18 protein-coding genes are annotated in these 16,860 nt (G+C 72.5%); 7 read left to right on the forward strand and 11 right to left on the reverse strand.

The annotated features are described in order from the left end of the window. Positions 1-157 precede the first annotated feature (157 nt). Positions 158-580 (forward strand): hypothetical protein, encoded by a 423-nt coding sequence (locus ACIODU_RS30365; RefSeq protein ID WP_356429193.1) that lies wholly within the window; start codon positions 158-160, stop codon positions 578-580. 156 nt (positions 581-736) lie between these two features. On the opposite strand, the gene ACIODU_RS30370 is transcribed toward ACIODU_RS30365, so the two are convergent. From ACIODU_RS30370 to ACIODU_RS30400, 7 genes are all read right to left on the reverse strand, one after another. Then, positions 737-1,516 carry an ABC transporter ATP-binding protein gene (locus ACIODU_RS30370; RefSeq protein WP_401771674.1) on the reverse strand — a complete coding sequence of 260 codons (780 nt, stop codon included), beginning with the start codon at positions 1,514-1,516 and terminating at the stop codon, positions 737-739. Beyond that, the gene (locus tag ACIODU_RS30375) at positions 1,513-2,325 is read right to left on the reverse strand and encodes an ATP-binding cassette domain-containing protein (protein WP_401771676.1); all 813 of its coding nucleotides are present in this window, start codon (positions 2,323-2,325) and stop codon (positions 1,513-1,515) included. The genes ACIODU_RS30370 and ACIODU_RS30375 overlap by 4 nt, the downstream gene beginning before the upstream one ends. After that, the gene (locus tag ACIODU_RS30380; RefSeq protein WP_401771678.1) at positions 2,322-3,200 is read right to left on the reverse strand and encodes an ABC transporter permease; all 879 of its coding nucleotides are present in this window, start codon (positions 3,198-3,200) and stop codon (positions 2,322-2,324) included. Before ACIODU_RS30380 ends, ACIODU_RS30375 begins: the two co-directional genes overlap by 4 nt. Next, positions 3,197-4,162, reverse strand: coding sequence for an ABC transporter permease (locus ACIODU_RS30385; protein ID WP_356429182.1), 966 nt, complete (start codon positions 4,160-4,162; stop codon positions 3,197-3,199). The genes ACIODU_RS30380 and ACIODU_RS30385 overlap by 4 nt, the downstream gene beginning before the upstream one ends. Before the next feature lie 52 nt (positions 4,163-4,214). Next, complete coding sequence (locus tag ACIODU_RS30390) at positions 4,215-5,729, reverse strand: ABC transporter substrate-binding protein (protein ID WP_356429240.1); 1,515 nt, start codon at positions 5,727-5,729, stop codon at positions 4,215-4,217. Positions 5,730-5,914: 185 nt separating this feature from the next. After that, on the reverse strand, positions 5,915-6,646 hold the full coding sequence (locus ACIODU_RS30395; protein WP_401771681.1) for a DUF1684 domain-containing protein: 732 nt from the start codon (positions 6,644-6,646) through the stop codon (positions 5,915-5,917). Between the two features lie 238 nt (positions 6,647-6,884). Next, on the reverse strand, positions 6,885-6,989 hold the full coding sequence (locus ACIODU_RS30400; RefSeq protein ID WP_401771684.1) for a putative leader peptide: 105 nt from the start codon (positions 6,987-6,989) through the stop codon (positions 6,885-6,887). A 186-nt stretch (positions 6,990-7,175) separates the two neighbouring features. Here ACIODU_RS30400 and ACIODU_RS30405 point away from each other — a divergent pair, with 186 nt between their 5' ends. After that, positions 7,176-8,891: a hypothetical protein gene (locus tag ACIODU_RS30405; protein ID WP_401771687.1), complete on the forward strand. Its 1,716-nt coding sequence runs from the start codon at positions 7,176-7,178 to the stop codon at positions 8,889-8,891. Positions 8,892-8,976: 85 nt separating this feature from the next. Here ACIODU_RS30405 and ACIODU_RS30410 read toward each other — a convergent pair whose 3' ends face one another. Beyond that, a complete protein-coding gene (locus ACIODU_RS30410; protein WP_401771690.1) occupies positions 8,977-9,675 on the reverse strand; it encodes a DedA family protein in 699 nt (232 codons plus the stop codon). Between the two features lie 137 nt (positions 9,676-9,812). On the opposite strand from ACIODU_RS30410, the gene ACIODU_RS30415 reads away from it, so the two are divergent. The 4 genes from ACIODU_RS30415 (at position 9,813) to ACIODU_RS30430 (ending at position 12,322) form a co-directional block, all read left to right on the forward strand. After that, entirely contained in the window at positions 9,813-10,055 is a 243-nt protein-coding gene (locus ACIODU_RS30415; RefSeq protein ID WP_161307700.1) for a hypothetical protein, read from the forward strand. Continuing rightward, complete coding sequence (locus tag ACIODU_RS30420; protein WP_161307701.1) at positions 10,055-10,429, forward strand: toxin Doc; 375 nt, start codon at positions 10,055-10,057, stop codon at positions 10,427-10,429. Before ACIODU_RS30415 ends, ACIODU_RS30420 begins: the two co-directional genes overlap by 1 nt. A gap of 79 nt (positions 10,430-10,508) precedes the next feature. After that, complete coding sequence (locus ACIODU_RS30425; RefSeq protein ID WP_356429169.1) at positions 10,509-11,015, forward strand: peptidylprolyl isomerase; 507 nt, start codon at positions 10,509-10,511, stop codon at positions 11,013-11,015. Positions 11,016-11,296: 281 nt separating this feature from the next. Further along, positions 11,297-12,322, forward strand: coding sequence for a CHRD domain-containing protein (locus tag ACIODU_RS30430; protein WP_401771693.1), 1,026 nt, complete (start codon positions 11,297-11,299; stop codon positions 12,320-12,322). 68 nt (positions 12,323-12,390) lie between these two features. Here ACIODU_RS30430 and ACIODU_RS30435 read toward each other — a convergent pair whose 3' ends face one another. Together ACIODU_RS30435 and ACIODU_RS30440 are read right to left on the reverse strand one after the other, a co-directional pair. Further along, a complete protein-coding gene (locus tag ACIODU_RS30435; RefSeq protein ID WP_401771696.1) occupies positions 12,391-12,978 on the reverse strand; it encodes a TetR/AcrR family transcriptional regulator in 588 nt (195 codons plus the stop codon). A gap of 2 nt (positions 12,979-12,980) precedes the next feature. Beyond that, positions 12,981-13,676, reverse strand: a complete 696-nt coding sequence (locus ACIODU_RS30440) for a type 1 glutamine amidotransferase domain-containing protein (RefSeq protein WP_401771699.1) — start codon at positions 13,674-13,676, stop codon at positions 12,981-12,983. A 133-nt stretch (positions 13,677-13,809) separates the two neighbouring features. Between ACIODU_RS30440 and ACIODU_RS30445 the strand changes: the two genes are divergently transcribed. Continuing rightward, the gene (locus tag ACIODU_RS30445) at positions 13,810-15,354 is read left to right on the forward strand and encodes a CoA transferase (protein WP_401771701.1); all 1,545 of its coding nucleotides are present in this window, start codon (positions 13,810-13,812) and stop codon (positions 15,352-15,354) included. Here the strand turns inward: ACIODU_RS30445 and ACIODU_RS30450 are convergent. Continuing rightward, positions 15,327-16,838 carry a hypothetical protein gene (locus tag ACIODU_RS30450; protein WP_401771703.1) on the reverse strand — a complete coding sequence of 504 codons (1,512 nt, stop codon included), beginning with the start codon at positions 16,836-16,838 and terminating at the stop codon, positions 15,327-15,329. The genes ACIODU_RS30445 and ACIODU_RS30450 overlap by 28 nt on opposite strands. Between the last annotated feature and the right edge of the window lie 22 nt (positions 16,839-16,860).

Genomic DNA, 16,860 nt, shown 5'->3' on the forward strand with positions numbered 1-16,860 from the left:
ATGGACCGTTCTCCTCACGAGTTACACACATATGTCTCCGGTGGGGAATCGGAGGCAAGCGAGCCGCCCTCGGCGTCTGTTGACGCCGCGCGACGACCCACTTCCTGGCTTTCATATGCGGTGCCGCCCGGATGCGGTACCGAGGAGGTGTTTGACGATGGCTCTCAGCCCTCGTTTCGCGCTCAACAGCATCGGACTCATCGCCGGCGCGTTTGTGGCGGTGGTGGCCATGGCCTTCACGGCCTCCGTGGCCGGCTGGATCGGCTTCGGAGTGTTCACCGGTATCGCGGTCCTGGGGATCGTGGGAGCTGTCTTCGCCCGCAAGGCGGCCGCGAAGGCGGGACACGGCCTGCTGGCCGCGGTCGCGCTGTGGTCGCTGATCGCCTCGCTGATCTTCTCCGGCTCCGCGCTGACCTGGCTGGTCTTCGCCGGCGGGGTCGCCCTGGTGGCGGTCGCACTCGGCGACCTGTTCGCACACGAACTGCGCACCGAGCGGGTGGTGCACTCCCTGGAGGTCCGCCGTCCGGCGGAGAACATGACCGACACGGCGCCGGCCCGGTCGAGCCACATCGCCGCCTGACGCGGACCGCGTGACGCGGACACCGACGTGGTGAGTCAGTGAGGAAGCCCACGGCCCCCGAGGCCGTGGGCTTCCGTGCTGTCGGGAGCCCGACACACCCCCCGCGCGCCGCCGACGGCCGGGCGGCGCCGCACTCTCCCGCCCCGCGTGCCGTCGTCAGACGCGGTCGGACGGTGCGGCAGGCAGCCGCGGCACACTGGCGATCAGCCGCCGGGTGTACGGGTGGCCCGGTGCGCCCAGGACCGCGTGGGTGTCGCCCTGCTCCACGACGCGGCCGTTCTCCAGGACGGCGGTGTGTTCGCACAGCGCGGCCACCACCGACAGGTCGTGCGAGACCATCGCGATGGTCAACCCCCGTGATTCCTTGAGCTCTTCGAGCAGATCGACGATCCGCACGCGCGTGGTGACGTCGAGCGCGCTGACCGGTTCGTCCGCCAGCAGGACCCGGGGATCGCAGACCGTCGCCCGCGCCAGGGCGATCCGCTGGCGCTGCCCGCCGGAGAACTCGTGCGGATACCGGTCGCCGGTGTCGGCGGGCAGCCCCACGCCCGCCAGCGCCGCCGCCACCCGCTCCGCCGTGCCGGAACCGGCCAGGCCCAGGGAGCGCAGCGGCTCCGAGACGATGTTCCGTACCCGCTGGCGCGGATCCAGCGAGGAGTACGGGTCCTGGAAGACGCTCTGCACACTGCGCCGGAACGTCCGCATCCGCGCCCGGTCCCCGATCCGCAGCGGCTCCCCGTCGAAGAGGACCTGCCCGCTGGTCGGCCGGGATAGCCCGAGGAGCAGCCGCAGCATGGTGGTCTTCCCCGCGCCCGACTCACCGACCAGCGCCACACTGCGGCCGGCCGTGATGTCCAGGGTGACGCCGTGCAGGACGGGAGCCGCGCCCCGGTAGGCGAACCCCGCCTCCCGGGTGGCGAGGACGGGGGTGTTCATCGCGTGATCCGTTCCAGTGCGTTCTCGAAGGTCCTGGCGCTCGCCACCAGCCCCTGGGTGTACGGCTGTCGCGGCGCGTGCAGGATGTCGGCGGTGGATCCCGACTCCACCGCCACGCCGTCTTTGAGGACGACCAGCCGGTCGGTGACCCCGGAGACGACGGCCAGGTCGTGGCTGACGAACAGCAGCGCCATGTCCTGTTCCGTGATCAGCTCGTTGAGCAGCCGCAGCATCTCCGCCTGGACGGTCACGTCGAGCGCGGTCGTCGGCTCGTCGGCGATCAGCAGGGCCGGCTCACACGCCAGGGCCATCGCCAGGGCGACCCGCTGGCGCTGCCCGCCCGAGATCTCGTGCGGGAAGGCCCGCGCGATCCGCTCGGGCTCCGGCAGCCTGACCCGGTCGAGCGCCGAGGCGACCGCCCGGCGCAGCTCCGTACCGCGCAGCCCGCGGAGCCGCCGCAGCGGTTCGGCGATCTGGCGCCCGACCCGCATCAGGGGGTCGAGCGCGGTCAGCGGCTCCTGGAACACCACACTCGCGCCCCGCCCGCGCACCGCGCGCAGCGCGGACTCGCCCGCGCCGACCATCTCCGTACGGGCCAGGCCCGGCGCGTCCAGCACCACACGGCCGGACGCCGTCAGGCCGGGCGGCAGCAGCCCCATCACGGCGAGGGCCGTCAGCGACTTGCCGGACCCGGACTCGCCGATCAGCCCGACCCGGCCTCCCGGCCCGACCGTGAACGACAGGTCGGAGACCAGGGCGCGGCCGGACTCCGTACGGATGGTGAGGCCCGTGACGTCGAGCAGGCTCATGCGGTCCTCCTGCGGGTGGGGTCGAGGGTGTCGCGCAGCCCGTCGGCGACCAGGTTGACGCCCACGACCAGGGCGACCAGCAGGACGCCGGGGGCGATCGCTCCGTACGGCGCGATCGACACCGTCGCCTGCGCCTCCTGGAGCATGCGCCCCCACGAGGCGTTGGGCGGCGGCGCGCCCAGACCGAGGAACGACAGGCTCGCCTCGGCGAGCACGGCGAGGCCGAACTGGAGGGCGAGGTTGACCGCCAGCGTCGGCCAGATGTTGGGCAGCACATGGCCGGTGACGACCCGGAACCAGGACGTGCCGGACGTCCGGGAGGCCGTGATGTAGTCCTGGGCCAGCACCCGTTTGACCAGGATGCGGGTCAGCCGGGCGACCACCGCCGTCATGGCGAGCCCGATCGCGACGATCGCGGAGCCGAGCGACGCCGAGCGCGCGGCGACCACCAGCATCGCCAGCAGCAGGGTGGGGAAGGCGATCAGGACGTCGAGGAAGGCCGAGAAGGTGTCGTCCAGCCAGCGCTGGGCGAAACCGGCCGCCAGACCGACGGCGACCCCGAGCACCCCGCCGATCGCCACCGCCCCGAGCCCCGACTCCAGGGCGATCCTGGCGCCGATCATCACCTGGGAGAGCAGGTCACGCCCCAGCTTGTCGGTGCCGAGCAGATGCGAGGCCCCCGGACCGGCCAGCCGGGTGCCGGAGGTGTCGTCCAGGGAGTACGGCAGCCAGAAGAAGGAGACCACGGCGAGCGCGGCGATCACCCCGACGAGCACACCACCGGTGATCAGGGTCGCCGAACGCCGGCGGCGCGGAGCGCGTACCGCCTGGGGGTGTCCGGTCTCCGGGCCGGTGGCCAGGGCGTGTTCGGTCATGGTTTCCCGCCGGTGAGGGTGGAGCGCAGCCGCGGGTCGATGAGCCGCTGGGCGAGGTCGGCGAGGAACCCGATCACCAGGACCGCGAGCGTGGTGACGAACAGCACCCCCTGGATGGTCGGGTAGTCGTGCTGGGCCACCGCCTGCGAGAGCATGCTGCCGAGGCCCGGCAGGGCGAAGACCGTCTCGACGACCACCGCGCCCAGCAGGGTGGAGGCGAGTTCGATGCCCAGGACGGCGACGACGGGTACGGCCCCGTTGCGCAGCCCGTGCCGCCGTATCGCACCCCCGAACGAGGAACCGAGCGCCCGCGCCGTCCTGAGGTAGTCGCTGCCGAGGACGTCCAGCGTCGCCGACCGTACGTACCGGATGAGGGACGCGGACATCACCAGGGCGACCGTGATCACCGGCAGGGCCAGCGACCGCAGCGCGCCCGCCGGGTCGGACCAGCCGTCCTGCGGGAAACCGCCGGCCGGCAGGACGCCTAGGTGCAGCGAGAACACCGTGATGAGGATCATGCCGACCCAGAACACCGGGACGGCGATCCCGAGCTGTGAGACACCGCTCAGGACCAGTCCGTACCAGGTGTTCGCCCGGTGCGCCGCCAGGAAGCCGACGGGCACCGCGATCACCAGGGCCAGGACGAACGCCATCAGGGTCAGCGGCCCCGTGACCTCGATCCGGGTGGCGATCTCGGGGCCGACCGGCAGCGTGCTGATGAAGGAGTTCCCGAGGTCGAACGTGGCCAGGTCGTGCAGCCAGCTCACGAACTGCTCGGGCAGCGGCTGGTCCGACCCGATCTGGTGACGGGCCGCCGCCAGCTGCTCCGGACTGGCCCCCACGGACGTCAGCGCGTTGGCGGGGTCGCCGGGGAGCAGCCGGAGCAGCAGGAACAGCACCACGCTGGCCAGCAGGAGCGAGGCGACCAGGAACGCCAGCCGCCGCAGCACGTACACGGTCATGGGCAGGCCGGTCCCGTCGGTCCGGCCGGCCGGACCGGCTCTTTCCGTACCATCAGCTCTTCTTGATGTCGTAGGCGTAGAACTGCGAGTTCAGGCCGTTGAGAGGGTAGCCGGAGAGCTTCGAGGAGGCCACGACGATCTGCGGGTAGAGGTACAGCCAGTCACTGGCCGCGTCCTCGGCGATCCGCTGGTTGACCTTCTTCAGCAGCGCGGTCTGCTGGTCGGTGGTGTCCGACTGCTCGGCCTGCGTGACCCACTGGGTGACCTGCTTGTTGTCGTAGCCCCAGTAGAAGTCGGGGTTGCCGTACCAGACGATGTCGCGGTCGTTGACGTGCTCCTGGAGCGTCGCGCTGAAATCGTGGTTCTGGTAGACCTTCGTGTACCACTGGTCCGGCGTGATCACGTTGATCTTGACGTTGATCCCGACCTTGGCCAGCTGCGACTTGATGAACGTGGCGGCGGTGGGGTGCGGGTCGTAGTTCGGGGTGTCGAGGGTGAAGTCGAAGCCCTTGGGGTAGCCCGCCTCGGCCAGTTCCTTCTTGGCGAGCGCCGGGTCGTACGGATTGACGTGGGTCAGGTCCTCGTACCATGGGTCGGTCGGCGGGACCATCGAACCGATCAGCTTGCCGTAGCCGCCCCAGATGGACTCCAGCAGCTTCTTGTTGTCGATCGCCGAGGTGACCGCCTTGCGGACCTTGACGTTGTCGAACGGCTTGACCTTGTCGTTGAAGGCCAGCAGCAGCTTGGTCGTCGAGCTGCCGCTGTTGACCTTGTACGCGGTGTTGGACTTGAACTGGGCGAGCGCGTCGGGGCTCTGCTCGCTGGTCACGACGTCCACGGCGTTGGTGAGCAGCGCGTTGTTGAGGGCGGTCGCGTCCTTGTAGTAGTGGAAGACCACTTCCTTGTTGGTCGCGGGCTCGCCCCAGTAGCCGGCGAACCGGTCGAGGCTCAGCGCGGAGCCGCGGGTCCACTTGTCCAGCTTGTACGGGCCGGTCCCGTCCTCCGACGTCTTCAGGTTCTTGGCCTGGGCGTTGATGATCCAGACGTAGCTGAGGTTGTAGATGAAGGAGATGGACTTGCTCGACAGCGTCACCTTCACGGTCTTCGCGTCGGGGGTGTCGATGGACTTGACGACGGTGAGGCTGCTCTTGCGGGCCGACTGGGACTTGGGGCCGGTCACCTTCTCGATGCTGTACTTCACGTCGGCGGAGTCCAGGGCCTTGCCCGAGTGGAACTTCACGCCGTCGCGGAGCTTGAAGGTGTAGGTCAGACCGTCGGGGGAGACGGTGTAGCTCTGGGCGAGCTGCTTCTCGACCTTGCCGCTGTCCGTGAGCTTGAACAGGCCCTCGTAGACGTTGCCGTTGAGCGCCTCGGTCACTCCCTGACCGCCGCCGCCCGTGTTGTCGAGGTTCTGCGGTTCGTAGACGGATCCGATGCCGACGGTCGCGTTCTTGTCGAAGGTCCCGGACGCCGAGCCGCTCTTCTGGTTCGACGTGCCACCGCCGCAGGCGGTGAGGGCGACGGACAGGGCGACCACCAGAGCGCCACCGGCGAGGGGCGTGGACATTCGTTTCACTTCGTTCTCCTGAGAGGCGGCCGCCGGAGGTCTGGCGGGGCGCTGGTGCGTGCGTGCTTCGCTGCGCGCGTGCGGGGTTCGTGGGGGTGGGGGGCCTTGGGGGCTTGTACGGGAGGGGCGGTGGCCGGCTCGGCCTCGGCCTCACGGCTCGGTTTCAGCCTCCCGGCCTCTCGGCCTCAGCCGATCGTGTGGCCGTCGCGGAAGACGGGGAGCTTCTCGCCGGCCCGGACGGGCAGGTGGAGGCGGTTCTGCGGGGGAGGCAGCGGACAGTTGTACTGGGCCGAGAATCCGCACGGTGGCACGAAGGCGCGGTTGAAGTCCAGGGTGACGGTCTCGACGCCGTCCTCGCGCGGGACGAACAGGAAGCGGCCCGAGCCGTAGGTCTCGGTGCCGTTGGTCGGGTCGCCGAAGACCAGGAGCAGGGTTCCGTCGTCGTCGAAGGCGGCGAGGGTGTAGTCGATGCCGTCGAGCGAGAGGCTGATGTCACCGGGGACGATCATGCCCCGGCTGCCCCCGTTGTCGCGCAGGTGCTCGAAGGGGATCCGGCGGTCGGCGGCGACCGGGGTGAACGTGGCGCGCGTCACCCACGCCGGGTCGTAGGCGTACGTGTCGATGTGGGAGAAGTGCTGGATGGCGGGGGAGCGGGCGTCCCAGAAGCGCAGACCGTGCTCCGGTTCGCCGGTGAGGATGTCGGCCCGTTCGAGCGTCGTCACCTGGAGGTACGGGGGAAGCCCCTGCCGCTCGGCCTCGGGGTCCGGCTCCGTACCCGCCGGCAGCCACCGGGTCTCGACCAGGGCGAGGTTGCCGGTGGGCGCCGTCACGGACGCGGCCCGCGCGGTGCGCCACGCGTGCCAGTCGTCCGGCGCGGGGTCGGTGGTCCGCGCCGAGGCGCTCGACGGGAGGGACATGCTGACTCGATTCAACGGCGAGGATGTGTGCTTCGACACACGTCTCGAAGGGTGAGATGGGGAGGCCGGACTCGGGGCGGGTGTGGCGCGAGAAGAAGAGGAACGGCCCTGTTCCGTGGCGTGCTGCGGAGGGGCGGGCGGCTCGGATGGTGTCCACTCCGTGGGACGCGGATCCGGTCCGCGGCGGCGGAGGCCGTGGGCGCGGACCGCGCAGCCCAAGGGAGCCCGGGGGGACCGGTCAGGCGTCGGAGCGGCTACAGAGAGCGCTCGCGACGCGGAGGAGGTCCACGTGGGCTCGGCCGACGAGGTGCAGGGAGCGGAACACGGGGCAAGATTCGCACACGCTTTCCCGGGGGTCAAACAAACCAAACCGGATGCTTCATCAGAAGTCGACCCGCCGGGCTCCGGCGGCTCCGGGACCGTCGTCCGGCGGTGAACCCGACCCGGGTCGCGGAGGGACAACGCACCGGTTCGCCGGTCCTCCGTCGTGGGGGCGGGCTTCCCGGCGGCGTCGGGATACGGTGCTGAGGTGGTGATCAGCGGAGCGGACACAGAAGCGGGGACGGCGGTGCTGCTCGCGGCGGCGCCCGCGGGCAAGGGGCGTCTGATCGACGCCACGTCGGTCCTGCCGGCGCTCGCGACGGTGGCCCCCAGCACCCTGACCGGTACGCCGGCGGCGACCGTGATCGAACTGGCCGACCCGCTGGACCCCCAGACCGTCCTCACCCGGATCCGCGCGGCGGCCACCACGGCCGGGCCGCTGTTCCTCTACATCGCCGGGCAGCTCCAACTGGACCACAAGCAGAGTCTGTTCCACCTGGCGCTGGCCCGTTCGACCCCGGCCACCCTCCGCTACACCGGCCTGCCGTGGCACTGGCTGGCCGGCGAACTCAAGCTCCGCAGACCGGGCACGACCACGGTGCTGGTGGACCTGGTGGCCGACGGGGAGGCCTGGCGGCAGGTCACCGCGGAGGGCATCGGGCTCGGTTACGGGACCCGCCTGTACGGGCGCGTGGTCCCGGCCGCGTCACGCCGTACGGTCCTCGCCCCGGCCTATCTCGCGGCGTGCGCGGCGATCTGGCGCAGCGGGATGCGCCCGGCGCTCACCCACTTGCACGAACAGGCGACGGCCCGCGCGGCCGCCCCGGACGCGCTGTTCCTCGCGGTCGACACCGCACCCGCGTCCCCGGACTTCCGCTCCTCCGGGACGGCCCGGACCCCTTCGGCCCCACCCGCCGCCGCACGCGAAGCCGTCCCACCCGCCCCCGGGGAAACGGCCTCCACACACTCAACCGCCCCCACCCCACCGACCGCCATTGCGCGGACCGCCGAGTCGGCCCCTGGTAGCTCTGTTGTTCCGGGGTCCGTCGCCGAGGTGGCCGCCCCGTCGGCTCCCGCCGTACCCGCGGCCCCGGGCGCCACCCCCGGTCCCGCCGTCGGGCCGACCTCTGCCCGGCCTGCGGTCGCGGCGTCCCCGGGCCGTTCGGGTGTTCCGGGGTCTGCCGACGGTGTGGCTGCCGCGGACTCTTCCGCCGGTCCCGCCGTCGAGGCCACCCCTCCCCGGCCCGCTGTTCCGGTGTCCACGGACGGTTCCGGTGTTCCGGGGGGCGGCGCCGGGGTGGCCGCCCCGGTGACTCCCGCCGGGTCCGGCGTCCCGGGTGCTGCCGCGCGGGCCGCTGTGGCGGAGGGTCCGAAGCGGGCCGCGTCGCCGGGGACGGGTGCCGGGCGACGCGTTCCGGGGCGGGGCAACTGGCCGCCCGCCTGGGGGAGGGACGACCGTACGCCCGTTCCGCCGGTGGCCGGCACGGCCACACCCGAGCCCGAACCGGACTCCCGGCCGGAGGCCGATCCGCATCCGGCGATCCTCGCCGCCGCGCGGGACGGCCGGCACGCCGAGGCGGCGTCCATCGCGACCACCTGGGAGAGCGCCGCGCTCCGCACGTACGGACCCGGCTCGCCGCAGGCGATCCACTGGCTGGAGGTACGGGCCGACCTCGCCCGCCTCGCCGACGACGCCGCCCGCAGCTGCGAGCTGTGGATGGCGGCGGCCCAGGCGCGCCTCGCGCGCGGCGAGGCCGGTGACGACAAGGACGTCGAGGCGAACGTCGACCGCGCCCACCACCAGTGGGAGCAACTGAACGACCCCGTACGCGCCCGCGCCCTCGCCCCCGCGCTCACCGCGCTGCGCCGCGAGGTCCCGGGCCGCAAGGACGGCGCGCTCCAGGCGATCCAGCGGCGCATCTGACCGGCCGGGGCGCCCGGCCTCGACGTACGACACGCCACCCCCGTACGAGACGCCACCCCGTACGGCACACCGCCCGCCCCCGCGCTCAGTCGTCCGCCCGCTCCTCCGGCTTCGTACCCTCCCCGCCGTCCCCGTCCTTCCCCTCCTCGCGCGCCTCCTCCGCCCGCCGCCTCCGGCGCCGGATCACATGCCGGGCGATCAGCGCCGCGATCAGCACGCCGAGCCCGATCAGCACGTACGTCTGGTAGCGCGAGATCTCGTCGTAGATCGGCCCGATGTTCGTGCCCGCCGTGTACCCGAGCCCCGCCCACAGCCCCACCCACAGCACCGCCCCCAGGCTGTTGAACGCGAGGAACCGCAGCCACGGCATGCCCGTCGTCCCGGCGATGATCCCGTTGGCCTGGCGCAGTCCCTCCACGAAGCGGGCGATCGTGACGACCTTCCCGCCGTTGCGGGTGAAGAAGTCCTCGGCGCGGCCGAATCTCTCCGGGGTGAGGAAGATGTACCGCCCCCACCGGTGCACGAACGCCCGGCCCCCGGTGCGGCCGATGACGTACCCGATGTTGTCCCCGACGATCGCCGCCGCGACGGCGATCGCCGCGATGGCGAAGATGTTGAGCTGCCCCGCCCCCGCGTAGACCGCCGCGGCGATCAGGATCGTCTCGCCGGGCGCCGGCACACCGAAGTCCTCGACCAGGACCAGCAGGCCGACCGCCAGGTAGCCGTAGTGGTCGAGCAGGGGGGCCAGATACGCGAGCGGACCGGGCAGGGGAGGTGCGGCCATGAACCCATCTTGCTCTTCCGCCCCACGAACCCGACGTACCCCGGGCGCGCGCCCCCACCCGGCGGCCCGTCTCCGCCCGGTGGACCGTCTCCGCCCAGGGACTCTCCCGCGCGGTACCAATCAGGTACCGTACGGTCATGCCTTCTCTGAACGTGTCCTTCACCGATGAGGAACTCGAACACGTCCGGGTCGCCGCGGCAGCCGAGGGCAAGAGCCTGAAGCAGTACCTGCACGACCTCGGCGTCCGCGAACACCAGCGCAGGACGTTCGTCACGGGCGCCCTGGACTGGGGCGACAAGCTCCGCGGGCAGTTCGACGAGGCCTTCCCCGAGGAGATCCCCGCCGCCCAGCGTCCCGGATACGGAGCCAGTGCCGCCTGATGCTCCTGTACGTCGATGTGCCCTGGCTGCTCGACGTCCAGGAAGGGGCCGTCCCCGAGGACGTGTCGATAGCGGACTACTCGGCGCTGGTCGCGGCCGTCGCCCGGCACCGGACGAAGCTGCCGACGCTCGCCGCCGCCGACCCCGACGCGGCCTGGCGTGCGGCGGCGCTCCTGCACACCATCGTGCGGCTGGAGCCGCTGCCCCAGCGCAACAGCTGGTTCGCGGCCCTCGTCGCCGCCCAGTACATGGGCCAGTCCGGTGAGGGCATCGACCCGCCGTACGGCGCCCTCCCCGAGCTGGTCCGCAAGATCCAGACCGGCGGTGTGACCCTCTACGACGTGGCCGAACAGCTGCGCCTGTGGCGCATCTGACGCCGCCGGTACGGGCCTCCGCCCACCGCGTCCCGAGCGCCGTGCGACCCCTCGCTACCGGTCGTGACAGGATGTCCGTATGCCTAGCAACATTTACTTCGACATCACCATCCAGGATGAGGCCGCGGGAAGGATCGTCTTCAAGCTGTACGACGACGTCGTACCGAAGACGGCCAAGAACTTCCGGGAGCTGGCCACCGGCGAGCACGGCTTCGGCTACAAGGGCTCGCCCTTCCACCGGGTCATCCCGGACTTCATGCTTCAGGGAGGCGACTTCACCCGGGGCGACGGCACGGGTGGCAAGAGCATCTACGGCGAGAAGTTCGCCGACGAGGGCTTCACCCTCACGCACGACCGGCCGTTCCTGCTGTCCATGGCGAACGCCGGCCCGAACAGCAACGGGTCGCAGTTCTTCATCACCACGGTGAAGACGCCCTGGCTGGACGGCAAGCACGTGGTCTTCGGCGAGGTCGTCGAGGGCGAGGACCTGGTCAAGAAGATCGAGGCCCTGGGGTCCCGCTCCGGTGCCACCCGCGCCAAGATCGCCGTCGCGGAGTCGGGCGTCGTCGACGAGGCCGCCAAGTAGTCGGCCCGGCTCAGCCGCTCAGCCCCTGATCCGCCCCCGCACCGCGCCCGACCACCGTCGGCGGTGCGGGGGCGGATCGTTTTTCTCCGGCGCGCGCCCCGCCCCGCACCGCCCCGTTCCGTGCCCGCCCCGCCCCCGGCGTCTTGATCTTGTCGGGGTTGTCGGAGTGCTGTCGGCGTTGTGTCCCGGAGCCGTAACCGGCTGAGGGGGCCGGGTCCCGGCCTCGTACCCCGTGGTGACCGCACCGGACGTTCCGGAGCGTCTGACCTCGGGAGACACGCATGTTGAACCACCGCGCCAAGCTGATCGCCGCCACCGCAGTGGCCGCGGGAGCGATGCTCCTGACCGCCTGCGAGGGCGACGACACCGGCGCCGCGGGTACGGTCGCCCCGTCGGCGGCGGAGTCGGGCGGGCACCCGCACACCGGCGCCCCGGCGGTCGACGTGATCGGTAAGTACGACCCCGTCGACCGGAAGGACGCCGTCTTCTTCGCCTCCGTGCTCAACGGTGCCGACGAGGTGGCCACGAAGGGCGGCCCGGCGGTCGGGGACAAGGACGGACACGCCGTCGCGCTGATGCGTGTCCAGGGCGACGAGGTCTCCTTCGCCTTCACCTGGAAGGGCACCGGCACCCCCACCGCGGGCCACATCCACCAGGGCGGCACGGGCACCAACGGCGACGTGAAGATCCCCTTCTTCACCGAGAAGCTGCCCGGCGGCCGCGACTCCGTCTACGGGACCGTCAAGGTCACGGACACGGCGCTGCTCAAGAGCCTCAAGGCGGACCCCGGGCAGTTCTACTTCAACCTCCACACCGCGGAGTTCCCGGGCGGCGCCGTCCGGGGGCAGGTCCACCCGCTGCCGCTCCCGATGAACCTCCCCGAGGCCTTCCGGGGCAACAGCCTCCACTCCGTGGTCACCGGCGCCCAGATCTACGCCTGCACCAAGCAGCCGGGCGGCGACGGGAAGTTCACCCAGGACAACGTGAAGGCCACGCTCGACGGCGGCATCGCCCACAGCTTCCAGAAGTCCGGACCGACGGGCCCGCCCCAGTGGATCGCACCCGACCACTCCGCCGTCACGGGCAAGGTGCTCCACAAGATCCCGAATGGCGACGCCAACATCCCCGAACTGGTCCTGGCGGCAACCCGGTCCGGCACGTCCGGCGGCGAATTCTCCGCCACGAAGCTGGTGCTGCGCCTGAACACGCAAGGGGGCGTGGCCCCGACGGGCCCGTGCGACCCCACGACCCAGCCCAAGGCATCGGTCCCGTACCGGGCCGACTACCTCTTCCTCAGCGGTAAGTAGCCCTTACCGCCGCCGAAATGCCCGGGGACCGGTCCCGACCACCGGCCCCCGGGCGAGCGGTCAGGTGGTCACGCCACGGGGACGGCGGCCGGCCGGTCCTGGGGCGCTCCTCCGAGGAGACCGGTCAGCAACGCGTCGGTGGCCGGGGGCAGGAGGCGGGCTGCGTCGGGGTGTGATTCCAGGCCCGTCACCAGGGCCAGGCAGACGTCCGCGGCGTCGGGCGGGGGGAGAGTCGTACCCGCGTGGGCGGACGCCTCCGTGAACAACTCCGTCAGGAGGGCGCGCAGTTCCGCTGTGAAGCCGTGGCACAGGTCGCCGAACAGCCGGGCCTTCGCGTCCATCAGTTCCGCCGTGTGCGGCGAATCGCCCGTCAGGCGCAGCACCAGGCGGAGCTTCGCGTCCAGGACGCCCCGGACGCGCTCGGCGTACGGGGCGTCGGCCGCCGCCGCCCGGCCGGCCCGTACGAGCGCCTCGGTGTGCAGGCGTTCGGCGAGCCGGCGGAACGCGTCGTCCTTGCCGTTCACGTACTGGTAGACCGCCGACCGTGACACGCCCATGACGGAGGCGATGTCGTCCATCGTGGTGCGCCGCACGCCGTACCGGGTGAGGCACTCGTACGTGGCGTCCAGGACTTCGGTGAGCCGGTCGGTGGCCACGGTCAGCCCAGCAGCTTGAGCAGTTCGGCCGCGAGCGGCGCCGACGAGGAGGGGTTCTGCCCGGTGACCAGATTGCGGTCGACCACCACGTGCGGGGCCCACGACTCGCCCTCCTGGAAGTCCGTGCCGATCTTTACCAGCCGGTCCTGGAGCAGCCACTTCGCCCGGTCGGCGAGCCCGCCCTGGCGCTCCTCGTCGTTGGTGAAACCGGTCACCCGGTAACCGGCGAACGGCGAGGCGCCGTCCACGGCCTCCGCCGCCAGCAGCGCCGCCGGGCCGTGGCACACGATGCCGAGGGGCTTGCCCGAGGCCAGGGTCGCGGTGAGCAGCCTCCCGGAGTCCGCGTCGACGGCCAGGTCCTCCATCGGACCGTGACCGCCCGGGTAGAAGACCGCGTCGAAGTCGGCGAGGTCCACCTCCGCCAGCTTCACTGGGTGCTGGAGCTCGGTCATCGACGCCAGGGCACGGAGGAGGTTGTCGGCGCCTTCCTGGCCGCCGTTGACGCCCGGCGCGAGGCTCCCCTTGTCGACGGTCGGCACCACGCCGCCCGGGGTGGCGACGACGATCTCGTGGCCGGCTCCCTTGATCGCTTGGTACGGAGCCACGGCCTCCTCGGCCCAGTAGCCGCTCGGGTGCCGCGTGCCGTCCGCCAGCGTCCAGTGGTCGGCGCCGGTCAGCACAAAAAGGATCTTCGCCATGTCACGTCTTTCGCTTCAGTGGTGCACAGTCTGACGTTCTGCACTCTGATCGTCAGTACGCTTACTCCGTCGAACGTAGTCGTCCGGACGGCGGGAAGCGAGCACGTGGTCCGGCGAGGCGCATGATGATCACATGACGGACGCATCTCTGAGCGGTACGGAAACGGCCTGGCGGGCGCTCGGCGGCGACCCCCGCCTGCTCTCCCGGGTCTCGGTCGTGGCACGGGACCACGCCCTGCCGGCGCGGCTTCCGGTACGGGAGCTGGCCCGCGCCTCGGTGGCGGCCTGCGCCCTCGCCGCCGCCGAGCTGGCCTCGGCCCGTACCGGACGGGAGGTGCCCGCCGTGCGGGTGGACGACGGCGCCGTCGCCACGGCCTTCGTCAGCGAGCGGCATCTGCTCGTGGACGGCAGGGCGCCGGTCGCCTTCGCGGAGCTGTCCCGCTTCTGGCGGACCGCGGACGGCTGGGTCCGTACCCACGCCAACTACCCGCACCACCGCGCCCGCCTGCTCTCCGCGCTCGGCCTCACGGAGGGGGACGCCCCGGTCGAACGGGTGGCGGCGGTCCTCGCCGGCCGTACGGCCCGGGACGTGGAGGACGAGGTGGCCGCGGCCGGGGGACTGGCCGTCGCGCTGCGCACCGCGCGGGAATGGGCCGCGCATCCGCAGGGCGCCGCGGTGGCGGCCCGTCCGCTGCTGGATCTGCGGCCGATCGACGGTTCACGCCCGGGGACGAGCGCGTTCCCCGCCCGCCGTCTGCCACCGCTCGGGGGCGATCCGCTGCGGCCCGCGTCCGGCGTACGGGTCCTCGACCTGACGCGCGTGATCGCGGGACCCGTCGCCACCAGGACGCTCGCCCTCCTCGGCGCCGACGTCCTGCGGGTGGATCCACCGGGCCTGCCCGAACTGCCCGACCAGCACACCGACACGGGCTTCGGGAAACGCTCCACGCGGCTCGACCTCGGCGACCCCCGCGACCGGGCGGCCTTCGAGGAGCTGCTGACCCTGGCCGACGTCGTGGTCACCGGCTACCGCCCCGGCGCCCTGGACCGGTTCGGCCTCGCCCCCGAGGCCCTCGCGGAACGCCGGCCGGGACTCGTCGTGGCCCAGCTGTCCGCCTGGGGGGACAGCGGCCCCTGGGCCGGGCGGCGCGGGTTCGACAGCCTCGTCCAGGTCGCCACCGGGATCGCGGTCGCCGAGGGATCCACGGACCAGCCGGGGACGCTCCCCGCGCAGGCGCTCGACCACGGCACGGGCTACCTGCTGGCCGCCGCCGTGCTCAGGGCCCTCACCGAACAGCTCGGCGGCGCGGGGGCTCTGGCCGTACGACCGGTCCTCGCCCGTACGGCCCACTGGCTGCTGCACGGCCTGGCTCCGGAGGCGGGACGGACGGACGCCGGTCAGACAGACGGCGGTCAGACAGACGGCGGACAGAAAGACGGCGGACAGAAAGACGCCGGGCAGCCCCACGCCGAACAGCCCCACGCCGCCTACGACCCCGACCACCTCTCCCCCTGGCTCACCGGGACCGACAGCGCGCTCGGCGAACTCCGGTACGCCCGGCCGCCCGTCGCCTTCGACGGCGCCCCCGACGACTGGGCGAGGCCGCCGGGTCCCTGGGGCACGGACGACCCCGTATGGGGTACGGGACGTCAGGGCCGCGCCGTCGGCGACACGTAGAGACGGGACGCGGCCTCCCCCGGCAGCGCGGGCAGCCGGACGGACCGCCACCCCCGCGCGTACCCGGGCGCCGGCCCGCCGGGCGCCACCAGCACCCCCACCGGCTGCCGCCCGGCCAGCTCCAGCAGGCCCGCACGCGAGATGCTGCCGTCATGCCCGGCGAGCTGCCGCGACGAACAGCCCGCCTGGAAGGCGATCCGTACGGACTCGTTCCCGGTCACCGTGCACGGCGGCCGCACCCCCTGGCGGTGCAGTTCGGCGGAGATACGGGCCAGGGCCTCCCGCGTCGCACGGCTGCGTGACACGAGCCGGTCCGCCGTCACGTACTGCGACCCGACATGGACCAGCAGAAACACGGCGATCACCGCGACGGCCATCGGCCGCAGCACCGGCCGCGCCGCCGTCACGAGCCGCCACAGACAGAACGCGACGGGCAGCGCGAGCAGCGCGTACGTCGGCAGCAGGAACCGTGCCGCCGCGTAGTCGATCGTCAGCAGGTACGGCGCCGCGAGGACCAGCCCGGTCACGGTCGGCAGCAGTACGGCGGCCCGCAGCGGGGTGCGCGCGGCGGCCCACACCCCGCCCGCGGCGAGAACCGGCAGGGCGAACCACCAGAGGGCCGTCGCCGGGTCGCGCCACCGCATGTCGCACGGCCGGCACAGCGACCGCCCCTCCAGCGCCCGCAGTTGGTGACCGAAGGCGGGGTGCCAGCCCAGGCCGCCCTGGATCTCACCGGCACGGCGCAACCGGGCGGCGAGCCCGCCGTACGAGACGTACGCCTCGATGATCCACGCGGAGGCGCCGACGGCCGCACCCGCGACCAGGATCGCCAGTACGGCCGGGCGGCGCCACGACCGTACCCACAACGCGGCCACCGCGAGCGGCGCGACCAGCCAGCACGCGTCGGTGGGCCGCATCAGCGCCGCCACCGCCACCGCGCAGCCCAGGCCGATCCGCGCCGCGCGGTCCCCGGGGTCCAGCACGGCACGGAGGAAGCAGCCCACCGCGGCGAGCGCCGCGAAGGCGACCCACAGGTTGGGCATCACCTGCGGCCCGTAGAAGAGCGTGATCCACAGCGTCGCGAACAGCGTCCCGGCGAGCGTCAGCACGGCGACGGGCAGCAGCCGCCGCCACACCTGGAGGCCCAGGAGGAGAGCGGAGCCGGACAGCAGGGCGAGATAGCAGCGGAGCACGTCCACGGACGTGGTGAACGCGGTCACCGGCGCCGCCAGGAAGCTGATGCCCCGGGCGCGCGGCGCGCTGAAGAACGCTGCCGGAGCCTGCGGGCTCACCTGGCTGACGTACACCGTCTCGTCCCACCCCAGCCCCATGCCGGGCATCATCAGGACCGCCTGGGCGGCGACGAAGGCCGCCGCGAGCACGACGAACGGGAGCGGCGGGCGCGCGGCGCGCCCGCCGCCCCGGTCCGCGTCGGCACGAGGATCCTTCTCCGGCAGGTCCGTGGCGAGAGACGCTTGCTGCATGGCGCCACGCTGGGGCCGGAGC

This window comes from Streptomyces sp. NPDC088261 (genome assembly GCF_044740805.1).
Classification (GTDB): Bacteria; Actinomycetota; Actinomycetes; order Streptomycetales; family Streptomycetaceae; genus Streptomyces.